Genomic DNA, 26,042 nt, shown 5'->3' with positions numbered 1-26,042 from the left:
ATTAAAAGCAACCTAAGCAGAAGCATACACGAAATCGGATGGGGAAAACTAGTCGAAATGATAAAATACAAAGCAAAATGGTACAACAGACAATTCGTACAAATCGACAGATGGTTCCCATCAAGTAAAAAATGCTGGGCCTGCGGTGAAATAAATGATGACTTAGAACGTGGAGAAAGAGAATGGGAATGCCCAAATTGTCACGCTCCTTTATTAAGGGATTTGAATGCGGCATTAAATATTTTAGACGAAGGTCTACGCGCCGTTGGTTCACCGGTGCCAAGCTTAGTAGATTTCGTACATATGTTTCCACAAAAATACTTAGAAATATTTCTAAGTAATTGTGAAGTAAAAACTATATGTACGGCCTAAGAATCTCCGGCTTCTACAAAGCCGGAGAGGTTCATTTTTTCAATAGGTAATCATTGAATAACATTCATATTTAAGAAAGGACGACAAAATATTTACAATGAATGAAAAAATTGATATGCATTCACTAGCTAAAAAAATCTTTCCAGTATTCAAGCATGCCAATAATTGATATCACTGATTACAAAAAAATTATTGAGAAATATTTTAATATAAAAAACTGAGGATTTGTTGATATGGGGGATATTAAAGTTTCAATAGTGGTGCCGGTTTATGGGTTCTACATTAACTATCGGATAATATTTGCTAATCTTATTGGAGGAAATATTCTTCAGCTATATGATGTTCATTTACTGCTTGTTATATTGGTAATTCTTACAGTTATCGGCTGTATATTTGCATTTGCAACATTAAAGTTTGATAAGTGAATATGATAATCTATTTTCTAATCAATGAGGTTATCAATCTTATCAAAAAGTTCTCCATAGTTTTTAAAGAGATTTTTCATTTCCTCATCATTTTTAGACATTAAAGTCATGTTCAGTTGTTTATCCGTTTCAGTGATTTGCGACTGACCTTTATCAATAATCAATGATTTAATTTCGTTATATGCATCTTCAGTTAAATTGTATTTTCTGTTGTGGTTTAACATGTCCATTGCATGAAAAAGGCCATTATCCGGTCTGTCAATACATGATGAAAGTTTAATTTTACTGATCATATAATAAGGAGCTTCTATTTTGTCTCGGCGAAGCACAATTGTGATTTTTGATATGATATGCTCATCACTGCAGTTTTCATTAATGATTTTAAGCAGTTGAAACTGTTTAATATTTGCATCACTGTTCATGAAAGTCATGGTAATATATTCTTTTTAAAAATATTTAAATTTTAGATATATAAAAACTATTAAATATTTAAAAATTCTAAAATAATTCATGACTTATATTCTTTACATATATTAGGGGAGTGATAATATTAATGCAAATAAAAATACTTTCAATTTGATGCCTATTATTAAATTTACACTTTTAGCTTTAATCTGTTCATTAGTATTGGGCCTGATATTCTATAATCTGGCTCAGTTTACAGTATTTCAATATAGTTATTATGGAACAACCGGATTAACTATTCTGGCTTTTCCATTTGCAGTCATGATTTCTGTCGGACTATTTTCCGCATATTTGGAAAGTAAAATGGATGCAGTTATAATGGCTTTAATTGTAGCTATATTAACCGGATTTTTACAATTCCATGTCATTTCTCTTGTTATGGGCAATATGGCACTAGGATGGTTTGAAGAGTTTATCGACAATCAGACACTTCTTTTAATAATTTTTGCAATAGTTGGTGCTTATTTGGGCAATGTCTATTTGAAAAAAAGAATTAATAAATGAAAAGTTAATTAACATTAACTCCAATAATATAACAAGGAAGTATGAAAACTATTATGTTTTCACATTTTAATATTATTTTTTAAGGAGATATGGGCATGGAAAATGAAAAATCTATAGATACAAATCGTATGAGTAAAAATGAATATTATCTAGCAATCGCTCTTGCTGTTTCAAAAAGAAGCACCTGTTTAAAAAGGCGCTATGGTGCTGTAATTGTCAACAATGATGAAATAGTCAGTACAGGTTACAATGGAAATCCTAGGGGAGAGGAAAACTGCTGTGATAGAGGGGACTGTCAAAGAATGAACCTTCCATCCAATTCAGGTAACTACAATGACTGTTTTTCAGTACATGCCGAACAGAATGCAATGATTAGTGCAAGCAGAAACGAAATGCTTGGATCAACTATCTTTTTGGCAGGTGAAATGTATGTTGATGGTGAATGGGTAGATATAGAAGATGCCGAACCATGTCCAATATGCTTTAGAATGATAAAAAATTCCGGAATCGATAAAATAGTCAGTAAAAAAGGAGTTTTAGAACTACGCAATTAATTGGTGTAGTTCTTTTCCCAATATTAATCGGAGTTTTAATTCTTAAAAATATCTTAATTTAATTTTCATTGTTCATTTCAATTTATGTTCATAATGGAACTTTAAAAATTTCTTGGGGGAATTAATGTGGCATCAAGCAAGGAATATCTTGAATATATGTTGGAGCAGTTATCTGCTTTGGAAGACATATCCTACAGGGCAATGATGGGTGAATACATTATATACTATCGCGGAAAAATCATCGGAGGCATTTACGATGACCGCTTTTTAGTCAAACCTGTTAAAGCAGCTATGCAGATGATGCCTGACGCAAATATGGAGCTGCCATATGAAGGTGCAAAGGCAATGCTGCTTGTTGATGATGTGGAAAACATGGAGTTTTTAGGGCAACTGCTTGAAGCAATGTATGATGAACTTCCAACTCCAAAAAAACGTAAGTAACAATGGTTTTGACCTTAAATTATTGCTTTTGATAAAAGACCTGATGTAATATTTTCATCTATTTTTTTAGTTACATTTATATGCTTTGAAGTATAATATTTACCTAACGAACGGTAGGTAGGTAATCATGAATACTAAAGAAAAAATATTTAATGTATCACTTGATCTGTTTTCACAAAAAGGTTATGACTCAGTTTCACTTAGAGAAATTGCAGAAGAAGTTGGAATTAAAAAAAGTTCAATTTACAGCCATTATCCATCAAAAGAATCTATATTAATGGATATCTTTGATTATTTTACACAACAATTTGAGTATAATCCAATAGTAAACAATGATAAAATAAAACTGGATGAGAACAATCCCTTTTTAGAAGATCCCATATTATTCTATCACATGGGTTCAGAAGCAATAAAACAGATGGTATTTCAGGAGACAAACTTAAAGATTTGGAAATTGATTCTCATTCAGATGCATCACAATGAAACCATAAAATTGTTTTTCCAAAATGAAATACTCGTAAAGCCTCTGGTATTCTGGAATGGATTTTTCACTCTTTTAAAGGAAAAAGGAATTATTCGGAAAGATTCCAATCCGAAATTATTGGCTAAGCAATATTTCAGTTTCCCCATTTATTTGCTGCTGGAGATTTGTGCAAAGTATGATGACATTCCTCAGGAAGTATTGGAGCATTTCTTTGAAGAGACAGAAGAACATGCCAATTTCCTTTTAGAAAGTGTAAAGGTGAAATAAATGGAGGATATTATTTTTCCTTATATGCTAAATGAGGATTATTATGATAATGTTAAATCTTTCGCCGATGATTTTTTGGATTTTTCTAAAAAATTTAACTTTAAGGATGATGAGGAAACTTTAGCGGCATTATGTATTGGTGTTTACTGGTATCTCTACGGTACCACTGCACTTGATTTAAACAGCAATATCCATCAGGCTTTGGCCAACTTATCAGAATATAGAAGAGCATTTCCGGAAGATAAGCTTTTCATTGATGAATTGAGGGGAAAACTTTTAACAAGATTTCTTTTTAAGCCATTTAAGAAAAATAATGAGAAATTAACTGAGGAAAATTTGGAATTGCTCATTAATTTTTTAGAAGCCACTGGTGATTATGTAGACCAGATTCCGCACTTTAGAAATTTCAGTCATAATCTGGACGATTGTCTTGGCTTGACTAAATGGTTCTGCAAAAATAGCAGTAATTATCTTGGTGAGTATACATCTAACTTGGAAAATTATCTTGAAAAAAACCATACTAATCATTTAATGGAGGAAGATGTGATATTTTTCCATGGTCATGAACTTGAGTATCATTTAAACATGCTTGGAGCTGAGATAATGAATAGGTTATTCAAAGCAGATTTTGAAAAAAGACCAAGAAAAGCAATAATTCTTCCGGGATGCATGTGTTCAAACACTAAGAAATGCAAAGCAAAAGAAGATAGGCTGGGTAATGTCTGCACATTCTGCAATCCTGAATGCAATGTTTTTAAAATAACCAGACAATATGATGATTGTGAAGTGTATATTGTTTCCCATGAATCTACAGCATTTAAAGGTGCAAAAAAAGAGGATATGGACGAATTGGGGATTATTGGTATTACATGTGTGTTGAATTTAATTTCTGGTGGTTGGAAATCAACAAATCTTTCAATACCTCCGCAGTGTGTTTTATTGAATCATGTTGCCTGTAAAAATCACTGGCTTGATGAAGATATTCCTGCCAGTATTAGTAATAATCAGTTAAAAAAGTCAATTTAAAATACCGAGTATGCAAGTCCTTATTTTCCAATTTTCAATGGTATATGATATGCAGTTGGAAGATAATCCTCTTGTTCATTTGCAGGTAATGGGTTATGAAAACGGTCAATGGAATGTATTCGCCGTATATGAAGACGGTTATATGATGGATTGGTGGCTGGAAAATTTGATTTGGTAATTATCCAAAAAAATATTTGTTAAAATAAAAAAAGAGTAAAAAAAGAGCTGAATAAATCTATTCAGCATTAATTTCTATATCGAAAGACATTCTTTCAAGTTCAGCACTTTCACCAGATTTAATGGTGTATAAAGGTGAATCTTGTAAAATTAAAGTATTATTAACTTCTCTGATTTTGTTATCAGCTACTTCTTGCATGTGGGTTCCTTCATAGAAGAATCCTGCTGCAGAATCCCCTTCCAATTTGTATGAAATTACTTCACCATTATGTTTATTTGTTGCTTTTACATTTACAATCATATTTTAAATCTCCATTAATTGGTATATACTATTATTTATGTTAAACTATTATAAATAGTTAATTTGAAAATATCAATTCATCAATAATGTTCATATCGAGATTTTCTTCAACTATTTCAGCTAATTTATTTAATGAGTAACTCTTTTGAGCCTCATATGGATCTTCGCCGGTCTGGAGTTCAAGGCCTTTTTTAGCCCTGATGTAGTTTAAAAATTCCCTTCTGAAGTTATAGTTATTGAATATTCCATGGAAGTATGTTGCAAAGATATTTTCATGACATGCTCCGTCAACATCTCCCTTTTCATCGTTTCCCTGTCCCTTTTCAATTTCCAAAAGGGCTTTACAGTTTATGAGGTTGCTTGTTCCTTCATGAATTTCATATCCTGTTACCTTTTCACCAATAATATTTTTAAACATTTCACCAGCTATTCCTTCCAAATTATCCGGAATAATAGCTTCAGACTGTGTAACGATTTTTTCTTCACGTTTAAATTCAGAAGTTATTGGAAGCAGACCAAGACCTTTGATTGTTCCCTGTTTGGATTCCTTTTTTTCCTCATCGATGATTTCTTCACCGAGTATCTGAAATCCTCCGCATATTCCAATTATCGGTATTTCACAAGCTTTTTCAATAATTTTTTCTGCAAGACCACTTTGGTGAAGCTCATAGGCATCCTGTGTTGAGTTACGTGTTCCCGGAATGATTATTGCATCAACGTCACCAATATCATCGTTGATTCCAATCATTTTTAGTCCAACATCACTTTCAGCTTCAAAGGGATCGATATCTGTGAAGTTAGCTATTTTTGGAAGACGGATTACTCCTATTGTAATGTCTTTTCCCTCATCGAAAACATGTGTAGTAAGGGATGCTGAGTCCTCTTCAGGAAGTCTTAAAGTCTCATCATATGGTAAAACTCCTAAAACTGGTTCGCCGGTAATCTCTTCAATTCTGTCAAGACCTGGCTTTAGGATATCAAGGTTTCCCCGGAATTTATTGATAACTGTTGCTTTTAAGCGTGAACGGTCATAATCATCCAATAGCACATAGGTTCCGGCAATGGCTGCAAATACTCCTCCCATTTCGATGTCAGCTATTAAAATAACGTTGGCATCTGCAAGGTGAGCTATTTCCATATTTGCAATGTCCTGCTCTCTCATGTTAATTTCTGCCGGTGAACCTGCACCTTCAATTATTATTATGTCGTATTCATCATTCAATCTGTTGAAACTGTCTTTTATGGCGTCAAATGCAGTGTCGTGATATTTATGCTGATAATCGTAAAAATTCATGTCTCCAATAGATTTTCCCTGAATGATAACATTTGATGTAAAGTCACCCTTTGGCTTGAGCAAAACTGGATTCATATGGATGCTCGGTTCAATCATTGCTGCTTCTGCCTGAAGCATCTGTGCTATTCCGATTTCCCCATTTTCAAATGTCGTATAAGAATTTAAGGACATATTCTGGGATTTGAAAGGAGCTACCTTATATCCTCTGTTTTTATAAATTCTGCATAATGCTGCTACAAGCATACTTTTTCCAGCATTTGATGATGTTCCCTGAACCATAATACATTTAGCCATAAAAATCACTTTAATTAATTTTAAATATTATTTATAATATTCCTATTATAAGTTATTTTTTGAAAATATTTTCTGATATACTATTGTGCAATATTTTTTATAATATTTGTCTTTAAAAATCAATTAATTTGCATTAAATTTATTTAATATTTTCAATATAAATTTTATTATCAAATTATGGGAGGATAATTCAATGAATAGAAAGATATTGTTTGCATTAATTATTGTGGGATTGCTTGCTGTTTCAGCAGTTAGTGCTCAAAATTTTGGATTTCTAAATAACAATAATGATGATTCAATGTATCAGGTCTCCTTAATGCAGGCTTTCATGCATGGTGAATATAATGGAGTAATTTCTGTAGGTGACCTTAAATCACATGGAGATACTGGTCTTGGAACATTTGAAGGAGTAAATGGTGAAATGATAATTTTAGATGGTGTTGTTTATCAGGCTGCCGCTGATGGAAGCATTAATGTTATGTCAGATAATGAAACAGTGCCATTTGCTACAATCACCAGTTTTGATGAAGATGGAAATATAGCTAATATAACTGCCAAGAACTTTGACGATTTAACCGGTCAATTGGATAAGACAATTGAAAAATATGGTACAAACAACATGTATGTAGTTAAAATCAAAGGTGATTTTTCAAATATTACAGTCAGAAGCGTTGAGAAACAAGAAAAACCATATAAAGAATTCACTCAAGTTGCAGCAGTAGACCAAAAGGTATTCAACCACACTGACCAGACCGGAACAGTTGTGGCAGTATACTTCCCAGAGTACATGAATGAGTTGAATATGCATGGTTGGCATCTTCATTTCTTATCTGATGATAAGACAAAAGGAGGACATGTATTAGGATTCAGTAACCTTAAAGGATCAGCTCAAATTGATGAAATTCATGAATTCAACATGATTCTTCCAACAGATGATACATTTGCAAAAATGAATTTCACTGAAGACATGTCAAGTAAAATAAGTAGTGTGGAATAATTCAAAAAAGAGTTATTTCATTTTTATTTTTTTTCTAATACGTAAAAATTTTTTAAAAAAAATAAAGCAGTCAAAAGACTGCTTGTTTATTCTGAAATGTATAATATTATACCTTCAACGATTAGGCTGATGCCTATAAGGAGTATAGCATAAATTGGGTTGTTAATTGAGAGTCCTCCAAGGATAAATGCTATAATACCTAAGATTATTATCACTACTGAGGATTTTTTGGATATATTGTCTCCTGCAAAGAAACCGGTGACACCGATTAGAACTAATAGAATAGCAATTATGTAGAATTGGAATCCTAAAAGGAATGATAATGCAGAGATGTTTAATATAAAGATTAAACCACATATGATGGATATAATCCCAATAATGATATTAACTGTTGAAAAGTTAATTAATATTGCTGCAATACCTAGGAATATTAAACTTAATCCAATAAAGACAGATACTAATGCGGTACTGAAAATAGGAAAAATCATAAAAATTAATCCTAAGACTATTGATAATATTCCGGCAATTTTATTAACTTCCATATGTTTTCCCTCCAAATTTTGTTATGTTCACTTTTTCAAGTGAAAAATAAAATTGTAAATGCAATTTGCTTTTACATTTTAATTTATCTTTTATATTGTATTTAATATTAACTATGGATTAATTATTGCCATTTATTAAAAATATTATTTTTTTAATTCAGCCAAATTCTCTTTTAAGAGTTTATAGATATTTTCTGCACCAACGATTTCATCATCACTAACTTTCCAGCTTGAAGGGTACAATATGAACGGTTTTGACTGATCTCCGCCTGCTCCACCGTGGCTTCCGACCAATTCTTCAAAAGCACATACCTCATCGGCTTCTTCATCATAAAAACTGTTAACCAGAATATCAGGGGTATGTTCAAATGAACTGGTTCTTTTCAAGTGTCTAGTGATATTTTTTCCAAATCCTTCAAGAGGGTTTTCACCTTCAATTTCACCGCTGTCCAGGTAATAAGTTCCATTTTTGCCGATAGCCAAATCACCGTGTTCTTTGGATTTAACTAAAATAAAGCCTACATATTCATTATTTATAATGCCCGGTATCAATTCGGGGAAATAACTGTTGAGTTCCTCGTATGTTAATCTTTGACTCCATTGTGTCAGATAAATCATTGCAAGGTTACCTGAAGCAAGAACGATGACTTCAGAGTCACTTAATTCCTGTTGTTCTTTTTCTTCTTTTTTCATTTTTTTCTTGTCACTTGAAAATGGAATAGATCCTGTAAAGTGGTCTTCATCTGAACTCATTTTTGCAAACATGTGCATGTCTTCGGGAAGTAATGATTTGACAAAGTCTTCGAATGTCTGACCGTATCTTTGGGTAAACGTAGCACCGTTTGTCTGACCGTGATCTGATTGAATGACAAACTGATAGTCCCTAGGACAGTATTTATTTGCGTCAGTCAAATGTTTTATCTGTTTGTCCATTTCTCTTAAAGCATACCATGCATCATTATCCCTAACTCCGGAGTGGTGAGCTATTTCATCATAACCAAGGTATGTTGAGTATGCAACATCAATATCTCCAACCATCATATCTCCAATTAATGTTGAAGTGTTAATTTCTCTCATAAATACATTTGTAGCTGCTCTTGTTGGAATGTATACTATTCCACGGCTGATTCTTGGTCTAATATCTTTTACTGAATGTATTATTTGTGAGTAGATTTCACGTATAATGTCTCCAATAAACAAAGCGACTATACGTGCAAAATTGCTCGGATTGGAAAATACTGAGTACCATGCCTTATTGTATAGTTTTTTAAAGTCCATGATTTTACTGAATGTAAATATTACATTGTCAGTGTCCCCTGAGAATAAATTTGATCTGCTCGCTCCATTGTCAACAAGCAATCCGTTTCCATCTGAAATTCTATGTTCCAATTCAGGCACTTTGCTGATTCCGGAACATTGCATCATCTGATTATTATTGCTCTTTTCTATCCATCTAAATGCAACAATGCCTTCGTTATTTCCATGAAGGATTCCTGCCTGACTTGCACCGGTCTGTGAAGACAGGTCAGTTTCCCACATTCTGAGATTATAATTGTCACTTTCAATCATTTCTTTAAGGGTAGGCATGTCTCCTCTTTCGACCGCTTCACATAATACTTCATAAGCAAGTCCATCTATTTCAACAATTATTACGCCAGGATAATCTTTAATTTCATCTTTTCTTTTCTTTTCCGCATCTCTTAAAACAGACCGGTAATATGAACTGTCATCTTCGATTGTTATTAGTGATGATAGTATGGTTGTAACTGCAGCCATAGCTAATGGGGCAAGAATTATCGCTCCACCATTAATTTCTATATCAAATGCTGGTCCGAAAAATTGAAGAAGGAGTCCGTTTAATATTAATGCTCCTACACCGAAGGTTAAAACTAAAAATGGCATTGCTATTCTTGTTAAAATAGGCCAGAGTATTGCATTAATTAAACTGATGAATAACACTAAAAGCAATATGTCATCAAAATAACTGAATTTGACTCCCAATCCTAAAAAACTTATTAAGTATATTCCTAAGACATTTCCAATAAATACAATCAAACTTCTTTTTAAACTTCTTTTTGGAGTTTGTTTTTCATTAATAATTTCCATATTGATCACAGGTACTATTATTTCTTTTACAATTAAATTTTCATGAGGATATTAAACATATATCTTTCTGGTGTATTGATCTATTTGGCTTTTAACATTATCTAAATTAACTCCGGTTTTTTCTTCAACAGTGGATTTAATTTGGCTTAAATTGCTATTGTTTAAATAATCATTCGCTTTTGACTGCAAATCTCCAGTTATGTTTTCCAATTTATTATTGTCCGGAAAAACATTTTTGTAGATTACGGATTTGGCCATATGGACTGCCACGTCCTTGTCCTTACAGCAGATTATGATATTGTCGTGACTAGTTTCATTTGATAAAGGAATGCAATAAAATTTGCCGTTATAATTCACTTTAATGAAATCAAATATGTGAACTTCCAGTAATTTGTCAGCATTTACCACATAACATGTTAAACCATCAATTTCTTGCTTTTCTCCATTTTTTACCAGGTTATTCAGTGCATTAAAACCTAATTCAGTAACTTTGATAATACTTTTGTCTTCGTTACTATTGTATGTGACCAATACTCCGTCGTTCCAATTCCATATTTTGGCACCCTCAACATTTCCGTTATATTTGGTTTGATCGGAGGGAACTTCTATGCTTGTTCCGTTTGGCGTAATATCAATTCTATCATAATTCACTGAAGTTAACATTACTAGAATAACTCCCACTATGATGATTAAAAGGATTATTCCAATTATAATTATTATTTTTTTGTTATCCATTGTTCATACCTTTAAAGCATTACTATGTTAATAAGATTGTATTTCCTACTATATTAATAATATGTATATTAAAAAGATAATGTTGTATTGATAAAATGGGAAGCTTTTCTATTTTTAAATTATATTTTGATGATTTTAAAAATGATAATGAATCATTCTTAAAAGGAAAAGATACTAGGGATGCTATAAAATTCATGGAAGCATTCCCTCAAAAAAACTCAAAAGTAGAGGGTATGTTCTTGAGAAGTATTTTCGGATGTTAATTTTTTGATATCAATGATACATTAAAAAATAATTTTTATCTTCATCGATTCGAAAACATAATTCTTTTAGTTACTTTAGTTTACTAAATTAGAAAACTTTTTATATATAATAAAGTCAATATAATTAGTAGTAGGAAAATGATTTTTATATATGTTGAATTTTAATTTAAATAGTGAGGTTTTTTTAATGAAATTTGAAGAACAAGAGCCTATTGGTGATTCATCCAATGATGTTGTTTTGGAACCTGAAATTGCACAGGAAGCTGAAGGTGAAGAAACAAAACCGATGTTGGATTATGATAATATCAAAAGTTCAAAAGACATTGATGTTCCTCCGTTATTAATTGATCAGGTTATCGGGCATGAAGAGTCCATTGAAACAATTAAAAAAGCAGCCAAGCAAAGAAGAAATGTTTTGTTAATTGGGGATCCTGGTGTTGGAAAATCAATGCTTGCAAAAGGAATGGCTCAGATATTGCCACACGAATCTCTACAGGATGTTTTAATTTATCCGAATGTTGAAGATAATAATCATCCGCTTATAAGGACAGTGCCTGCAGGGGAAGGTAAAAAAATAGTAAAAGCAACTAAAGGCTCTGCTCGTGGTCATGAAGAACGTAAAACTCTTATTACCACATTAGCTATAGGGGGAATTTTAGTAATCGGATTTTTCTATGGAAGAATCCTTGAATCAATTATCGCAGCAGCATTAATTTTACTTATTTCAATTCAAATCAAACCAAAAAATAATACAATGTCTCCAAAATTATTGGTTAACAATGAAGAAAACAGATTTGCTCCATTCATGGATGCAACAGGTGCACATGCGGGAGCTTTACTTGGAGATGTACGTCACGACCCATACCAGTCAGGAGGATTGGGAACTCCGGCACACGAACGTGTGGAAGCAGGTATGATTCACAAAGCAAATCGTGGAGTATTATACATTGACGAAATAGGTACAATGTCAATGAAAACCCAACAAGAACTTTTATCTGCAATGCAGGAAAAGCAATACGCAATTACAGGTCAAAGTGAAAACTCAAGTGGTGCAATGGTAAGATCCCAGGCTGTACCATGTGACTTTGTTCTTGTAGCATCAGGTAACATTCAGGTTCTTGAAGGAATGCATATTGCAATGAGATCACGTATCAGAGGTTACGGTTACGAAGTGTTCATGAAAGATTATATGGACGATACAACTGAAAACAGAGAAAAATTAGTCCAGTTCGTAGCTCAGGAAGTTAAAAATGATGGAAGAATACCTCATTTTGCTCCGGATGCATTAGATGAAATTATCATGGAAGCAAAACGTAGATCAGGTAAACAAAATGCATTAACATTAAGATTAAGAGATCTTGGTGGTCTTGTCAGATCCGCTGGTGATGTAGCTATTGAAAAAGGTGAAGATTTAGTTAAATCAGAGCATGTGCTTGAAGCAAAAAGATTTGCAAGAACCCTGGAACAGCAAATGGCTGACAGATCTATTATTCAAAGAAAAGAATACAGTATGGTTAATCCTGAAGGTGGAAGAGTCGGTCTGGTAAACGGACTTGCAGTAATTGGTGACAGAAGCGGAATCGTATCTCCAATTGCAGCTGAAGCAGCACCTTCACAATCCAAAAACGGCGGTCAAATCATAGCAACAGGTAAACTTGGTGAAATTGCATCCGAATCAGTTCAAAACGTAAGTGCATTGATTAAAAAATACACCAACAAGAACTTGGCTGATTATGATATTCACGTTCAGTTCATTCAAACTTATGATGGAGTTGAAGGTGATTCAGCAAGTGTAAGTATTGCTACTGCTGTAATATCTGCTGTTGAAGAAATTCCAATTGACCAGACTGTAGCTTTAACCGGTTCACTAAATGTTCGTGGAGATGTAATGCCTATTGGTGGTGCTACAGCTAAAATCGAAGCGGCAGCTGAATCAGGAATGAAAAAAGTTTTAATTCCAAAATCAAACTTAAAAGATGTTATGATTGAGAAGAAATATGAAGACATGATTGAGATTATTCCAACAGAAACATTAAGTGACGTTTTAGAAAATATCTTAATCAGCGGAAGCAAAAAGGACCAATTGATTGAAAAGATGAAATCCCTCGGTTCAAAAGTTGCTGAAAAAGTTCCTCAATCAACTATAAATAATCCAACTACCAACTAGTTGGTATTATTTTTCTATTTTTTTTAAATTTTTAGCGATTTTTCCAAAATTATTATATATTTTATTAAATAATTATTATATTATGAGTATTAAAGTGAGTATTGCAAAGGCATTAGCAAAAATTGGGGGGCCTGTTTCGAAATTAGGTTCCGGAAGTGGAAAAAGTTTTGCGGGAATTATTTTCTCAAAGGTTGCGGGAATTGACGCAATTTCTGAATTATCTGATGATTTGGCTATTGGTTCAATAATATTGACAGGAACCAATGGAAAAACAACAACCACGACTCTTTTAATCAAATTATTATCTAATGATATTGAAATTAGAAGTAGTTTTGAAAGTAATACAATAAATGCAATAGCTACTGCTTTAATTCAACAGAAAGGAGATATCGGAGTATTTGAATATGGTATCCGTAACATCAAGTATGGAATTCCAGATACCGTTCAAAGGGTTGTAGATCCTGTCGGTGTTGTTTATACAACAATTTCACCAGAACATGCTCAGGTAGCTGGTGTAAAAAATCCTTTTAAAGATTATTATAAGGCTAAGGAATTATTGTCACAAAATATGGATAAAGGATTCATCATTACAAATACTGACGATCCAAGAACTGCTTTTTTAGGATATAAAAAACGTGAGGACGTTAAAGTCCATTATTATGGTCTTGAAGTCGATGATATTCATGACTTTTTCGATGCGGAGACTATAGAATGTCCTTCCTGCGGAAAGGAATTAACTTATGAAAAACGCTTTTTAAATCACAGGGGAGTTTATTCATGTGAATGCGGATTTAAACGTCCTGAACCACATGTAAAATTAACAAATATCGAATTTAGAAATGAAAAATGGATGTTAACAATTGAAGGTAATTTATTTAACTATCCAAACAAGCATGACATTTCCTTTAAGGTTGATTTAACTGTCCCACCATTCGGATTCCACAATATTTACAATACTCTAGCTTCAATTACTACCTATGCAACATTCACTCCAAAAATAGATAATATTGAAAGCACAATTCATGCAGTCTTTGACAATCTGGACATGTCATTTATACCTCCTGGAAGATTTGAAGTGGTAAGGCATGGAAATAAACTGATAGGTTTGGGTCAGGGAGATAACGGTGATGCAGCCAAAATCAATGCGCTATTTATGAATCAGTTCATTGAAGGGCCACTGGAGTTTATCTACACAACACCGGATGTTGATGAGGAAGAAATATTCGATGACCACTTTGAAGTCATTAAAGCGCTGAATCCTGCTCACGTGATTGTTGTTCCTGGAAGAAAATCAATCGAAAAGGCTGAAGAATATTATAATATAATCAAAAAAGAATATCCTGATGCTGAATTTTACCCGTTAAGTTATGATGAAATGACAAAAAGAATTAATAAGCTATATGAACTGGCTATTGAATCAGAATATGATTATGTCATCATGACAGGCTGCGGTGAAGAGCAGGCAATGTGGGAAAATATCAAGCAAAAGTTAATTAAGAGATAATCATTTCACTAATTATCTCATCTAATTTTTTATAAAATCCGCTGTCACTTTTTTTAACCGGTCTGAAAGAGGATCCGACCTTACAGTTGCATAAATCTATAATGCCTATTTGGTATTTATCACTATCTTTTTCAATCAATATTCCGAAAAATACTTCCTGTTCCTCACAGTTTTCATCAAATTCCTCTTGGGTAATTTGGATAGTGTCATCGTTTAATGAAAATATGTCACATTCATTGATAATAGGTATGAAGTTAAGCATTCCGCAGGAAATAAAGAGATTTTCCTTTTTTAGAACTTTCATGAATCTGTCTTCATATGATTCATCATCTGAAAAGTCATAGCCTTCAAGTTCGGCAATGTTATTTTTTCCCATGAAGTTATTTTCATCAATGATCGTAGCCACCAAATCAGGGTCTATGTAATTATCACAAAAAGACCTGATATTTTTAATAGTTTCATAAACATCCATCACAATACGCCTCGTATCTTTCACATAATTGAAGTACCTTGTCAATTTTAGGTATTGCATCAATCCAATATATAGGTATTGCATCAAATCCATAAAAGATTCCTGCCAGTCCACCACAAATTGCACCGACGGTATCTGTGTCAAGGCCTAAATTAACTGCTCTCAAAACAGCATCCTTAAAGTTATCTGTTGTTTTAAGTGAGTAAATGATACTTTCAAAGGTATCTATAACATATCCTCCACTTTTTATAGTGTCAACATCATCCAATTCATCATTGAAAATCCTATTGAAATGATGTAATTCGCCGGAATCTTTATAATAATCTTTTATTTTATCTGATGCCAATTTAATATGTTCATCAATACCCAAATCATTTTCCATCATTGATTTGGCAATTTCTATATAAAAAACGCATGCAATTTTTGATCTTAAGTGTCCGTGAGTTAGTCCGGAGACATTTTCAATCGTTTCATATTCAATATCTGGAATGAATGCAAGAGGCAGTATTCTCATTAATGAACCGTTTCCATTGTCTCTTTCACCTGTTCCTCCGCATTCCAAAGGGTCCATTCCATTTTTATAAGCATAAATTCCATTGGCTGTTGTTATTCCATAATCAAAAGTATCATCATATTGCGTGTATTTTCCATTGTAAATCCATTCAATGAACTCGCACATTAAATCATCGTAGTCAATTGCCTGTTTATTAACGATACTTGCCATGGTAGCTATTGCCATTGATGAATCGTCAGACCAGGTTCCCGGAGGCATATTGTATGTTCCATAACCAATCATATCAGTAACAGGGTCTTCTTCTAGCTCTTCTCTTGAAGTAAACTCTACAGGCACGCCTAAAGCATCGCCTATTATCAATCCAATCATGCCATCTTTAACTTTCATGGTAATATTTTGTGTTAAAAGAGTATATAAAGTCTATCGTTGGTGAGGTTAATGTTAATCTATTTTAAACATTGGAACATCTCTTTTATTTCGAATTCTTTCTTTAATTTCTTTTTCTTCTTCAGTTATGGGACTATTTAAATATTCTTCGAATTGTTTTGCTGCTTCTCCTCTTAAAATAGGTGTTGGTGCTATTGGTGTAGCCATTAAATCACGTCCTTGATAGTTAATTGTTTTAAGTGTGTTAAGTATGTATTATTTTTAATTTTAAATTATATAAAATTAACTTATGACTCAGAGCAATTTTCATTACTCATATCCATTTTTTGTCTTGAAAAATAACTTTTATATAGTTTTAAGAATTAACTAATTAGTGTATGACAAGAATTTGTTCTAATTGTGAATTTGTTAATCAGGATGATTATGATTTCTGTGCTAAATGTGGAACTCCATTAATCGAAGGAGTCCAGCCTAAAAACGTTTTAGTATATAAAGCACAGCCAAGAGTCAATAAAAACGCCATTATACTATCTTATATTGTTACTATTTTTCTTTCATGGAGCGGTTTTATTTTGGCTTTATTGACAAAACGTTCTCCTGTCGGTGTTTTCACGTTTTTCGGATTTTTCTTACCGTTTTATTTAATCCAATCTCCAGTTAAGGAAATTAAACGTCATGGTTATATCCAACTGCTTATTTCCGTTGCGGGAGTAATATCTTCAATATATGTCATGACACATTAACTCTGCCAATACTATAACTTTTTAATGTTGGAAAATCATACTAAATATTGTATAAAAATTTCTTGGTGATATATATGATTATAGGTGGTTCAGCTTCTCAGGATTTGGCTGCACATGTTGCAAAAGAATTGGGAGAAGAATTATGTTATGTGGAGATAAAAAAATTCCCTGATGGAGAAAAATACTTGCGTATTGACGGTAATGTTGAAGATGAGGTAACTGTTATCCAATCCACGGGATATCCTCAGGATGAAAACTTGATGGAGCTTTTGTTTTTAATTTCCACCCTTAAAGATCTCGGCGCTAAAAAGGTTCGTGTAGTCGTTCCATATATGGGATATGCCAGACAGGAAAAGAGATTTAAAGACGGTGAATCTGTTTCTGCAAAGATTATTTGTCAATTGATTGAATCTGCAGGTGCTGATGAATTCATAACATTCAATATTCATGAAGCATGTGTTTTAAACTTCTTCAATATTAAAGCTAGAAACATTTCTGCAATGCCTGCAATTGCCGAATACTTGGATAAGAAATATTTCAGAAAAACTGATGAAAAACCATTGATTATTGCTCCGGATAAAGGTGCTTATGGATTTGCACAGGAAATGGCGGAAATTATCGGCTGTGAATGTACATATTTATCTAAAGTTCGTTTAGGACCGGATAAAGTAGAAACAAGAATTGTTGATGTCAGATGCGAAGGTGCAGGTGAAAACACTGTCAATGTGGACTCCGTAAAAGGCAAACATGCAGTTATCATTGATGATATTATTGCAACAGGGGGAACCATTGTCAATGCAATAAATATTTTAAAACAATACGGTGCAGAAACTGTAGATGTATGCTGCGTACATCCTATTTTAACCAATAATGGTGCTGTCAGAATTTATGCTGCAGGCGCTCAAAAAATCATCGGAACAAACAGTTTATCTTCCGATACTTCACGTGTATCCATTGCAAAAAGTATTGCAGATGCATTGAGGGAATAAAATGCCAATTGATAAAGAAAAAATTAAACTAGAATTAATCAATGAATCAAATACTATTTTAAATAATTGGAATGAGCCTTATGAAGTTGACACTATTTCTGTAATGAACATGCAGGGCAAGGTAACTTTTTTAGGTTCACTCAGAGTTTTTGATGAAAGAAACGCTCCTGCTATAATGCGTGAGGTAGAATCTAAACTGGCCAAATATGGAAAATTGAGCGTTAGGGATGAAAGGGTTGTTCCATGCTGCTCTCCAAAATACACCCATATTAGCTTTAATATTACTGTTGATAATTCATGAAGGAATTTAAACTCAATTCGCAATATAAACCGCTTGGTGATCAGCCAAAGGCTATTGAATCACTCGTAAATGGTATTAATAATAATGTACGTGAACAGACATTATTGGGTGTAACAGGTTCTGGAAAGACTTTTACAATGGCAAATGTCATTGAAAAAGTCCAAAAACCAACTTTAGTTATTTCACATAACAAGACATTAGCTGCACAGTTATATGAGGAATTCAAGGAATTTTTTCCCGACAATGCAGTCGAGTATTTTGTCAGTTATTATGATTATTATCAGCCGGAAGCTTATGTGCCAAGAACAGATACATTTATAGACAAGGAAGCATCCATTAATGAAGAAATTGATATGATGCGACACTCAGCAACACAGTCATTGCTTTCAAGGGATGATGTGATTGTTGTAAGTAGTGTAAGCTGTATTTATGGTATCGGTTCACCTGAAGATTATGGTGAGTTTGCATTCGGAATAGCTGTCGGCGACATTTATGACCGTTCAGAAATCATCAAAAAACTAGTTTTCATGCAATATGAACGTAACGACATTGAATTCGACCGTGGACACTTCAGGGTTCGTGGTGATGTCATTGAAATCAATCCGGTTCATGGAACGCCGCCTATAAGAATTGAACTTTTCGGCGATGAGATTGATGCAATTAGCATTATTGACAAAGTCACAGGTAAAAAGAAGGAAAGTCTTCCAAGATACATGATTTTCCCAGCAAAGCACTTTGTTGTAGGTCAGGACAAGATGGATGTGGCTTTAGCAAACATTAAAACAGAACTTAATGAAAGATTAAATGAATTGAATGCAACCAATAAACTCCTGGAAGCTCAAAGACTTGAGCAGAGAACCCGTTTTGACATAGAAATGCTTCAGGAAATGGGATACTGTCCTGGTGTAGAAAACTATTCAATGCACTTGTCCGGACGTAAATGGGGAGAAAAACCATACTCATTATTGAAATACTTCCCTGATGACTTTTTAACAATCATTGATGAATCACATGTAACTGTTCCTCAAATCAGAGGAATGTATAACGGTGACCGTGCACGTAAGGAAACATTGGTTGAATACGGATTCAGACTGCCGTCAGCTAAAGAAAACAGGCCTTTGAGATTTGACGAGTTTGAATCTAGTGTTGATAAGGTAATTTATGTTTCAGCAACTCCCGGACCTTATGAACTTGCAAAATCCCGTAATGTTGTTGAGCAGATTATTCGTCCGACTGGTCTGGTTGATCCTGAAGTGATAATAAGGCCTGTAAAGGGTCAGGTTGAAGACTTGCTTGGTGAAGTTAAAAAACGTGCTGAAAGAGACGAACGTGTACTTGTAACCACATTAACCAAAAGAATGGCAGAGGATTTAACCGATTACTATGCAAAAATAGGCATAAAGGTTAGATACATGCACTCTGAAATCGATACTCTTGAGAGGATTGACATTGTTGATGACTTAAGAAGAGGAACATTTGATGTGCTTGTAGGTGTAAACCTTTTAAGGGAAGGTCTTGATTTGCCTGAAGTCTCTTTAGTAGCTATTTTGGATGCTGATAAGGAAGGATTTTTAAGAAATGAGACATCATTGATACAGACAATCGGACGTGCTGCAAGAAACGTTAACGGTCAGGTTATAATGTATGTTGATGAAATGACCCAATCTGTTAGAAATGCAACGGATATCACCAAAAAACGCCGTTTCCTCCAGATGAAATATAATGAAGAGCATGGAATTGTTCCTAAATCAACTACAAGAACCCTTAAGGAAAAAACCGAAGCCGAAGAAAAGATTGCATCGGGTGCAGACATCAGCAAGATGCCTAAAGACGAGTTAAGATTATTAATTAAAGACGTTGAAAGTGACATGAAAGAAGCTGCAGCCAGACTTGACTTTGAACGCGCAGCTGAACTTAGAAATAAACTATATGCACTCAAGGGCTTTGATAAAAACTAGTTTTCATTAGCTGTATCCGCAGATTTTATTTAAAATCGGAATTTTACTCATTATCACAATTATTATCCAGGATATTAAAAATACTGATATAATCAATATTAAAATCAAAATTAAAGTCTGTGTGCCGGTTAAACTTAAAGTCATGAATAGAAGTTTAGCATAATATAAAATCAGTATGTGCTGGATAAAAAACATCCCGTAGGATGCTCTGCTAACGGATAAAATGAATTTTTTAATTGCATTTTGATTTAAAATTTTATATAATATATTGTTTTCACTGTAAATTGTTTTAATGAACAGGAAAACGGAACTGGCCTGAATTATTTGGAAAAAGCTTAAATCAAGATAAGTGTCAAAATCATGAGTGTAATAATAGTTTCCGATAGCTATCTTTAATAAAGTTGATATTGCAAACAATAGGACACATAGGGTTATTGTTTTTTTAAATGAATAATTGTTTTCACGGTTAAAAAGGTAATATCCCAATATCAGATAAGAAATTGGGGTATAAAAGAATGATATGTCCAAAGCATTATAAACCTTTAATGTGTGGAAGATTTGAGTTAAAATGGAAAATATGATAAATATTACCAGATAATACTCAATTTCCCTATCGCTTGAATGCTGAATGAACTTGTTTATGATTGGAATGGCCAAGACCACACCAACTATCATCCATGCATACCAGTAGAAGGAAAATACGAATTCGTAAAGTGTAGTAAATACCAGCAGTACGATTGTAAAAAATATTAATGGATAACAGATTCTTTTTAAACGTCTATTCAAGTACTTTTTTAGTTCAATTTCCTTATTTAAAAGTAGGGAACCGGTAATCATTAAGAATAATGGTACTGCAAATCGGAATAGATGTTCGAAATTAATTATTTTAAAATGCAGTATTTCTGCTTCATCTGCCAAAGTGAAACAGTGAATTGAAATGACAGCGAAAATGGCTAAAAATTTCAAAGCATCGATATATTCGATTCGTTTGGTTAATATTCTAATCATCCCCAAATAATTCAATAAAATATATTTTGTTTTGATAATTATAAATTATTTGTTTTTGAGAGATTTGAATGAAATTTAATATATAATTAAATTCATATTGTTAATCATGGAATGGAAAAAAATCAATAGATACGTATTGTATTTACTTTCATTATTCATTATATCTTTAGGGGCTTCCCTATCAATTAAGGCTAATTTGGGGACTTCTCCATTAATATGCCTTCCATACGTTTGCAGTTTAATCTCAAAGTTAAGCGTTGGAGTAGTTATTTTTATCTTCACTGTTTTTTACATAATTATTCAGATTGTACTTCTGGGCAAAGGTTTTGAAAAAAGACAATACCTGCAATTCATCATTGGTTCCATTTTCTCTTTTTTCATTGATTTTACGTTGATGCTGGTTAATTTCGTTAATCCTGTAGGTTATCTCAATCAATTTCTTTTGCTTTTGTTCAGCTGTCTGGTGGTTGCTGTTGGGGTGCTTTTGGAAATTCAAACTGAAGTCGTTTATCTTCCGGCGGATGGTGTTATTGTAGCCATATCTAAAGTGCTTAAAAAGGAATTTCCTAAGGTAAAACCTTTTGTAGATACATCGATGGTTATTATGGCAGCTATCCTATCAATTGTATTTTTAGGATATCTTGCAGGTGTTCGTGAGGGTACAATCATTTCAGCATTGATAATAGGGCCAATCGTTAAAATACTTCAAAAGTACTTTGATTCACCAATTTCCAGACTCTTTGAAAAATAAATATTTCTCGTCAAATGCTCTCTCTCTAATAGTTTAAATACAATAGAACAAAAATATTATATTACTTAAAATTTTAGGAGATTATTATGACAGATGAGTCTAAAAAGCAGATTGTCATCAAAGGGGCAAGAGAGCATAATTTACAAAATATTGATGTCAGTGTCCCTCGTGATGAATTTATAGTTATTACGGGGCTTAGTGGTTCCGGAAAGTCTTCACTGGCTTTCGATACGATTTATGCTGAAGGACAGCGTAGGTATGTCGAGTCATTGTCAGCTTATGCAAGACAGTTCTTAGGTCAAATGAAAAAGCCTGAAATGGATTATATTGAAGGGTTATCTCCAGCTATTTCCATTGATCAAAAGACAACCAGAGAAAACCCCCGATCAACGGTAGGTACCATTACGGAAGTTTATGATTATTTAAGATTATTATTTGCAAGAATAGGTATTCCTCACTGTCCGAACTGTGGCCGTGAAATATCAAACCAGACGATAGGTCAAATTGGTGATAGTATAATAGAAGAGGGAGAAGGCCTTAAAATCCAAATACTGTCTCCAATTGTAAATGATAGAAAGGGTCAGCATAAGGATGTCCTGGATGATTTAAGAAATAAGGGTTTTGTCCGTGTAAGGGTTGACGGTGAAGTTCGTGAATTGGAAGAGGACATTGAACTTGCAAAAACCTATAGGCATAGCATTGATGTTGTTGTTGACCGTTTAAAAATCAGAAAGGATGTTGATTTTAAAAGAAGATTAGTTGACTCTTTAGAAACCGCAGCAAATTTTTCAGAAGGCTTAATCACAGTTTTGTTTGATGATGGCAAAGAAGAATATGAAAAGAAATATTCGGAGCATTTTGCATGTGTTGACTGTGGAATAAACTTTCAGGAATTGACTCCACGTATGTTCTCCTTTAACGCTCCACAGGGTGCATGTCCTGAATGTAACGGTATTGGTTCTAAAATGGAAATTGACCCTGATTTGATAGTGCCGAATCCTAATCTGACATTGAATGAGGGAGCTATTGCGCCATGGTCAAAATCATCCAAAAAGGAAAATTACTATTATCAGATGCTTGAAGCGGTTTCAAATCACTTTAACTTCAGTATGGATGTTCCATTCAATGAGTTGCCTCAGGAATATCAGAATACAGTATTGTATGGATGCAATGATAAAATACCGTTCACTTTTAAAAGAAGAAACAAGTCATACATGGTCAACCGTAAATTTGAAGGTGTTATTCCAAGAATGGAAAGATTATATCTTGAAACCAAATCAAATTACTCAAGACATTATATTTCAAAATTCATGAGTGACAGAAAATGTCATGTATGTAACGGTAAAAGATTGCGTCCTGAAATACTTGCAGTCACTGTTGGAGGAAAATCCATTGCAGATGTGGTAGAGCTTCCAATAAAAGATTCTTATCAGTTTTTCCTTGATTTGGAATTAACTGAAAGAGAGCTATTCATTGCTAAAGAGGTTTTAAAAGAAATCAAAGAAAGATTAAAATTCCTGGTTGATGTGGGGCTTGACTATTTGTCCATGGAGCGTTCATCAGGTACATTATCCGGAGGAGAAGCCCAGAGGATAAGATTGGCCACCCAAATTGGATCAGGTCTTGTTGGAGTGTTATATATTCTGGATGAGCCTAGTATCGGTCTTCACCAAAGGGATAATGTCAAGTTAATCGGAACATTGAAAAGGCTTAAAAACCTTGGAAACACTGTTGTGGTTGTTGAGCACGATGAAGAGACAATTTTATCAGCAGACCATGTTGTGGATATAGGTCCTGGTGCTGGTGAACATGGTGGTAAAATAATAGCTCAGGGGACTCCACAGGAAATCATGATGTGTGAAGATTCAATCACGGGAAGATATTTATCAAGAAAAGAAGTGATTGATGTACCTAAAACACGCCGTGAAGGAAATGGTGAGTTCATTACAATAAAAGGAGCTAAACAGAATAACCTGAAAGATATTGATGTTGAAATTCCTTTAGGTAAATTCACTTGCGTTACTGGTGTGAGCGGTTCCGGTAAAAGTAGTCTGATAAATGAAATTCTCTATAAGGGAACTAAAGGAGAATTGTCCAATAAATTCACTTTTGCAGGAAAATATGATGAAATCGAAGGATTAAAAAACATCGATAAGGTAATAGCTATTGATCAAAAGCCTATTGGACGTACGCCAAGGTCAAATCCTGCAACATACACTGGTGTGTTCACTGATATCAGGGATCTATTTGCCAACACTCCGGAATCAAAGGCACGTGGATATAAACCGGGCAGATTCTCTTTCAACGTTAAGGGTGGAAGATGTGAAGCATGTTCCGGTGACGGTATAGTTCAAATTGAAATGCACTTTTTGGCTGACGTTTATGTTCCATGTGAAGTCTGCGGCGGTAAAAGATACAATGACGAAACTTTAGATGTTCGTTATAAAGGTAAAAATATCTATGAAGTCCTTGAAATGACTGTTGAAGAGGCATTAGAATTCTTTGAACACATTCCTAAAATACATAAGAAACTTAAAACATTATATGATGTAGGATTAGGCTATATGAAAATAGGCCAGCCTGCAACAACTTTATCCGGTGGGGAAGCTCAAAGGATTAAACTTGCTAAGGAATTGTCAAGGACAAGCACCGGTAAAACATTATACATTTTGGATGAACCTACTACAGGTCTTCATTTTGCAGATATTAAGAGATTGCTTGACGTATTGGAAAGACTCACTGATGCAGGCAATTCCATTGTAGTTATCGAGCATAACCTTGATGTTATTAAGACTGCAGACCATATCATTGACTTAGGTCCTGATGGTGGAGACGGTGGAGGGCGTGTTATTGCAACAGGAACTCCAGAAGAAGTATCTGAAAGCGGAACATATACTGGTGACTTTTTAGATAAAATACTCAATGAAAACATAACTCCTTATGCAAAGGAATTAATGGATGCTAAATAATTCTTTTAGCATTTATTTTATATTTTTTAAAATTCATTGAGATAAGTTATTTCTGTTTTGATATTATTAATTATTTAAATATTTTTTCTGATTGTATTTGTTATCTAATCCAAAGCATTATAAATGAAGATTATATAAAACTAATAGTTGAGGAGATAATGTGAATTTTGATTTTTATGAAGCATTTTTAATTTTTATTCGTGGTATATTAATGGGTTCGGCAGATATCGTTCCGGGTGTCAGTGGAGGAACCATAGCATTAATTACAGGAATTTATGAACGTTTAATCTATTCAATCAGTAAGATTAACTTTAAATTTATTAAACCATTAGTTAAATTGGATTTGAAAGGATTTTGGAGAGAACTTTTAGATGAAATAGATTTCGGATTTTTCATTCCTTTGGTTTTGGGTATTGGAATTGCAATGCTTACCATAGCTAAAGTTGTAACTTATTGTATGGATGTTTACACTGCACTGACCTATGCATTTTTCTTAGGTCTGATTATAGCTTCAGCTTATATTTTACTTAAGAAAATACCTAAATTGCAAATCAAACATGTTGCTTTTGTGATTATAGGTTTAGTTTTGGCTTATATCTTTGTCAGTTTAAATCCTATAGCTGCAAATCATTCCTTGCCGGTAATATTCATTTCAGGTTTAATTGCAATCTGTGCTATGATTTTACCTGGAATTTCCGGATCATTTTTATTATTGCTTCTTGGGCAGTATGAATATATGTTAACGGCACTTCATGAGTTGCATTTCACTGAATTAATAGTATTCATCGTCGGTGCAGTTATCGGTATTTTAGGATTTTCAAAGCTTTTAAATTACTTGCTTAAAAACTATGAGGAATTTACAATGGCATTTCTCATTGGTGTAATGCTCGGTACTTTAAAAATCCCTGCATTGGAAGTTGTGAGCAATGTTACTTTGAATGTTTCAGGTTTGCTTCCATGCGTAATCGTTGCTGTCATTGCATTTGTTTTAATAATCATTTTGGAAACTAGATTTACAAAAGAATAAACCTC

The 26,042-nt window shown here is 33.4% G+C and carries 29 protein-coding genes; 19 read left to right on the top strand and 10 right to left on the bottom strand.

The features are described from left to right. The coding region (locus ACKI44_RS06250; protein WP_407422604.1) for an RNA-guided endonuclease InsQ/TnpB family protein at positions 1-372 on the top strand (372 nt) is incomplete at its 5' end. 233 nt (positions 373-605) lie between these two features. After that, complete coding sequence (locus tag ACKI44_RS06245) at positions 606-797, top strand: hypothetical protein (protein ID WP_407422602.1); 192 nt, start codon at positions 606-608, stop codon at positions 795-797. A 17-nt stretch (positions 798-814) separates the two neighbouring features. On the opposite strand, the gene ACKI44_RS06240 is transcribed toward ACKI44_RS06245, so the two are convergent. Next, the gene (locus ACKI44_RS06240; protein ID WP_407422600.1) at positions 815-1,219 is read right to left on the bottom strand and encodes a hypothetical protein; all 405 of its coding nucleotides are present in this window, start codon (positions 1,217-1,219) and stop codon (positions 815-817) included. Positions 1,220-1,376: 157 nt separating this feature from the next. Between ACKI44_RS06240 and ACKI44_RS06235 the strand changes: the two genes are divergently transcribed. From ACKI44_RS06235 to ACKI44_RS06210, 6 genes are all read left to right on the top strand, one after another. Beyond that, positions 1,377-1,766, top strand: a complete 390-nt coding sequence (locus ACKI44_RS06235) for a hypothetical protein (protein WP_407422598.1) — start codon at positions 1,377-1,379, stop codon at positions 1,764-1,766. Between the two features lie 95 nt (positions 1,767-1,861). Continuing rightward, positions 1,862-2,320, top strand: coding sequence for a deoxycytidylate deaminase (locus tag ACKI44_RS06230; RefSeq protein ID WP_407422596.1), 459 nt, complete (start codon positions 1,862-1,864; stop codon positions 2,318-2,320). A gap of 126 nt (positions 2,321-2,446) precedes the next feature. Next, positions 2,447-2,761, top strand: coding sequence for a TfoX/Sxy family protein (locus ACKI44_RS06225; protein WP_407422594.1), 315 nt, complete (start codon positions 2,447-2,449; stop codon positions 2,759-2,761). 127 nt (positions 2,762-2,888) lie between these two features. Further along, positions 2,889-3,512 (top strand): TetR/AcrR family transcriptional regulator, encoded by a 624-nt coding sequence (locus ACKI44_RS06220; RefSeq protein ID WP_407422592.1) that lies wholly within the window; start codon positions 2,889-2,891, stop codon positions 3,510-3,512. After that, positions 3,513-4,538, top strand: a complete 1,026-nt coding sequence (locus ACKI44_RS06215; protein WP_407422590.1) for a DUF116 domain-containing protein — start codon at positions 3,513-3,515, stop codon at positions 4,536-4,538. It abuts the gene before it with no gap. Positions 4,539-4,587: 49 nt separating this feature from the next. Further along, a complete protein-coding gene (locus ACKI44_RS06210; protein ID WP_407422588.1) occupies positions 4,588-4,716 on the top strand; it encodes a hypothetical protein in 129 nt (42 codons plus the stop codon). Positions 4,717-4,773: 57 nt separating this feature from the next. Here the strand turns inward: ACKI44_RS06210 and ACKI44_RS06205 are convergent, their stop codons facing one another. After that, positions 4,774-5,016, bottom strand: coding sequence for a hypothetical protein (locus tag ACKI44_RS06205; RefSeq protein ID WP_407422586.1), 243 nt, complete (start codon positions 5,014-5,016; stop codon positions 4,774-4,776). A 58-nt stretch (positions 5,017-5,074) separates the two neighbouring features. After that, a complete protein-coding gene (cobQ, locus tag ACKI44_RS06200; RefSeq protein WP_407422584.1) occupies positions 5,075-6,604 on the bottom strand; it encodes a cobyric acid synthase CobQ in 1,530 nt (509 codons plus the stop codon). Positions 6,605-6,797: 193 nt separating this feature from the next. Here cobQ and budA point away from each other — a divergent pair, with 193 nt between their 5' ends. Further along, positions 6,798-7,601: an acetolactate decarboxylase gene (budA, locus tag ACKI44_RS06195; RefSeq protein WP_407422582.1), complete on the top strand. Its 804-nt coding sequence runs from the start codon at positions 6,798-6,800 to the stop codon at positions 7,599-7,601. Between the two features lie 86 nt (positions 7,602-7,687). On the opposite strand, the gene ACKI44_RS06190 is transcribed toward budA, so the two are convergent. The 3 genes from ACKI44_RS06190 to ACKI44_RS06180 all read right to left on the bottom strand — a co-directional run bounded on the left by ACKI44_RS06190 (position 7,688) and on the right by ACKI44_RS06180 (position 10,984). After that, on the bottom strand, positions 7,688-8,143 hold the full coding sequence (locus ACKI44_RS06190) for a DUF308 domain-containing protein (protein WP_407422580.1): 456 nt from the start codon (positions 8,141-8,143) through the stop codon (positions 7,688-7,690). A gap of 144 nt (positions 8,144-8,287) precedes the next feature. Next, a complete protein-coding gene (locus ACKI44_RS06185) occupies positions 8,288-10,249 on the bottom strand; it encodes a phage holin family protein (protein ID WP_407422578.1) in 1,962 nt (653 codons plus the stop codon). A 51-nt stretch (positions 10,250-10,300) separates the two neighbouring features. Beyond that, the gene (locus ACKI44_RS06180; RefSeq protein ID WP_407422576.1) at positions 10,301-10,984 is read right to left on the bottom strand and encodes a hypothetical protein; all 684 of its coding nucleotides are present in this window, start codon (positions 10,982-10,984) and stop codon (positions 10,301-10,303) included. 95 nt (positions 10,985-11,079) lie between these two features. Here ACKI44_RS06180 and ACKI44_RS06175 point away from each other — a divergent pair, with 95 nt between their 5' ends. The 3 genes from ACKI44_RS06175 to ACKI44_RS06165 all read left to right on the top strand — a co-directional run bounded on the left by ACKI44_RS06175 (position 11,080) and on the right by ACKI44_RS06165 (position 14,918). Further along, positions 11,080-11,247 (top strand): hypothetical protein, encoded by a 168-nt coding sequence (locus ACKI44_RS06175; protein WP_407422574.1) that lies wholly within the window; start codon positions 11,080-11,082, stop codon positions 11,245-11,247. 286 nt (positions 11,248-11,533) lie between these two features. Further along, positions 11,534-13,414, top strand: a complete 1,881-nt coding sequence (gene lonB / locus ACKI44_RS06170; protein ID WP_407422609.1) for an ATP-dependent protease LonB — start codon at positions 11,534-11,536, stop codon at positions 13,412-13,414. Between the two features lie 82 nt (positions 13,415-13,496). Continuing rightward, on the top strand, positions 13,497-14,918 hold the full coding sequence (locus tag ACKI44_RS06165; RefSeq protein WP_407422572.1) for a Mur ligase family protein: 1,422 nt from the start codon (positions 13,497-13,499) through the stop codon (positions 14,916-14,918). On the opposite strand, the gene ACKI44_RS06160 is transcribed toward ACKI44_RS06165, so the two are convergent. Genes ACKI44_RS06160 through ACKI44_RS06150 form a run of 3 tightly spaced genes read right to left on the bottom strand, consistent with a single transcriptional unit; the run spans position 14,908 to position 16,498 of the window. Further along, positions 14,908-15,390: a hypothetical protein gene (locus tag ACKI44_RS06160; protein ID WP_407422570.1), complete on the bottom strand. Its 483-nt coding sequence runs from the start codon at positions 15,388-15,390 to the stop codon at positions 14,908-14,910. The genes ACKI44_RS06165 and ACKI44_RS06160 overlap by 11 nt on opposite strands. After that, complete coding sequence (locus tag ACKI44_RS06155) at positions 15,377-16,291, bottom strand: ADP-ribosylglycohydrolase family protein (protein ID WP_407422568.1); 915 nt, start codon at positions 16,289-16,291, stop codon at positions 15,377-15,379. The genes ACKI44_RS06160 and ACKI44_RS06155 overlap by 14 nt, the downstream gene beginning before the upstream one ends. A gap of 54 nt (positions 16,292-16,345) precedes the next feature. Next, on the bottom strand, positions 16,346-16,498 hold the full coding sequence (locus tag ACKI44_RS06150; protein WP_407422566.1) for a hypothetical protein: 153 nt from the start codon (positions 16,496-16,498) through the stop codon (positions 16,346-16,348). Positions 16,499-16,668: 170 nt separating this feature from the next. Between ACKI44_RS06150 and ACKI44_RS06145 the strand changes: the two genes are divergently transcribed. From ACKI44_RS06145 to uvrB, 4 genes are all read left to right on the top strand, one after another. After that, positions 16,669-17,034 (top strand): zinc ribbon domain-containing protein, encoded by a 366-nt coding sequence (locus ACKI44_RS06145; protein WP_407422564.1) that lies wholly within the window; start codon positions 16,669-16,671, stop codon positions 17,032-17,034. Positions 17,035-17,108: 74 nt separating this feature from the next. Continuing rightward, positions 17,109-18,023 (top strand): ribose-phosphate diphosphokinase, encoded by a 915-nt coding sequence (locus ACKI44_RS06140; protein ID WP_407422562.1) that lies wholly within the window; start codon positions 17,109-17,111, stop codon positions 18,021-18,023. A 1-nt stretch (position 18,024) separates the two neighbouring features. Further along, positions 18,025-18,324 carry a hypothetical protein gene (locus ACKI44_RS06135; RefSeq protein WP_407422560.1) on the top strand — a complete coding sequence of 100 codons (300 nt, stop codon included), beginning with the start codon at positions 18,025-18,027 and terminating at the stop codon, positions 18,322-18,324. Next, complete coding sequence (uvrB, locus tag ACKI44_RS06130; RefSeq protein ID WP_407422558.1) at positions 18,321-20,282, top strand: excinuclease ABC subunit UvrB; 1,962 nt, start codon at positions 18,321-18,323, stop codon at positions 20,280-20,282. Before ACKI44_RS06135 ends, uvrB begins: the two co-directional genes overlap by 4 nt. Positions 20,283-20,288: 6 nt before the next feature. Here uvrB and ACKI44_RS06125 read toward each other — a convergent pair whose 3' ends face one another. Further along, positions 20,289-21,290 (bottom strand): acyltransferase, encoded by a 1,002-nt coding sequence (locus ACKI44_RS06125; protein WP_407422556.1) that lies wholly within the window; start codon positions 21,288-21,290, stop codon positions 20,289-20,291. A 106-nt stretch (positions 21,291-21,396) separates the two neighbouring features. On the opposite strand from ACKI44_RS06125, the gene ACKI44_RS06120 reads away from it, so the two are divergent. From ACKI44_RS06120 to ACKI44_RS06110, 3 genes are all read left to right on the top strand, one after another. Beyond that, on the top strand, positions 21,397-22,041 hold the full coding sequence (locus ACKI44_RS06120; RefSeq protein ID WP_407422554.1) for a YczE/YyaS/YitT family protein: 645 nt from the start codon (positions 21,397-21,399) through the stop codon (positions 22,039-22,041). Positions 22,042-22,127: 86 nt separating this feature from the next. Then, entirely contained in the window at positions 22,128-25,010 is a 2,883-nt protein-coding gene (gene uvrA / locus ACKI44_RS06115) for an excinuclease ABC subunit UvrA (protein ID WP_407422552.1), read from the top strand. Between the two features lie 211 nt (positions 25,011-25,221). After that, the gene (locus tag ACKI44_RS06110; protein ID WP_407422607.1) at positions 25,222-26,037 is read left to right on the top strand and encodes a DUF368 domain-containing protein; all 816 of its coding nucleotides are present in this window, start codon (positions 25,222-25,224) and stop codon (positions 26,035-26,037) included. Positions 26,038-26,042: the final 5 nt, after the last annotated feature.

It is taken from the genome of Methanobrevibacter sp., from assembly GCF_045646205.1.
Lineage (GTDB): Archaea > Methanobacteriota > Methanobacteria > Methanobacteriales > Methanobacteriaceae > Methanocatella.
Note: the sequence above shows the minus strand (reverse complement) of the source record. Positions and strands in the feature narration are given on the sequence as shown.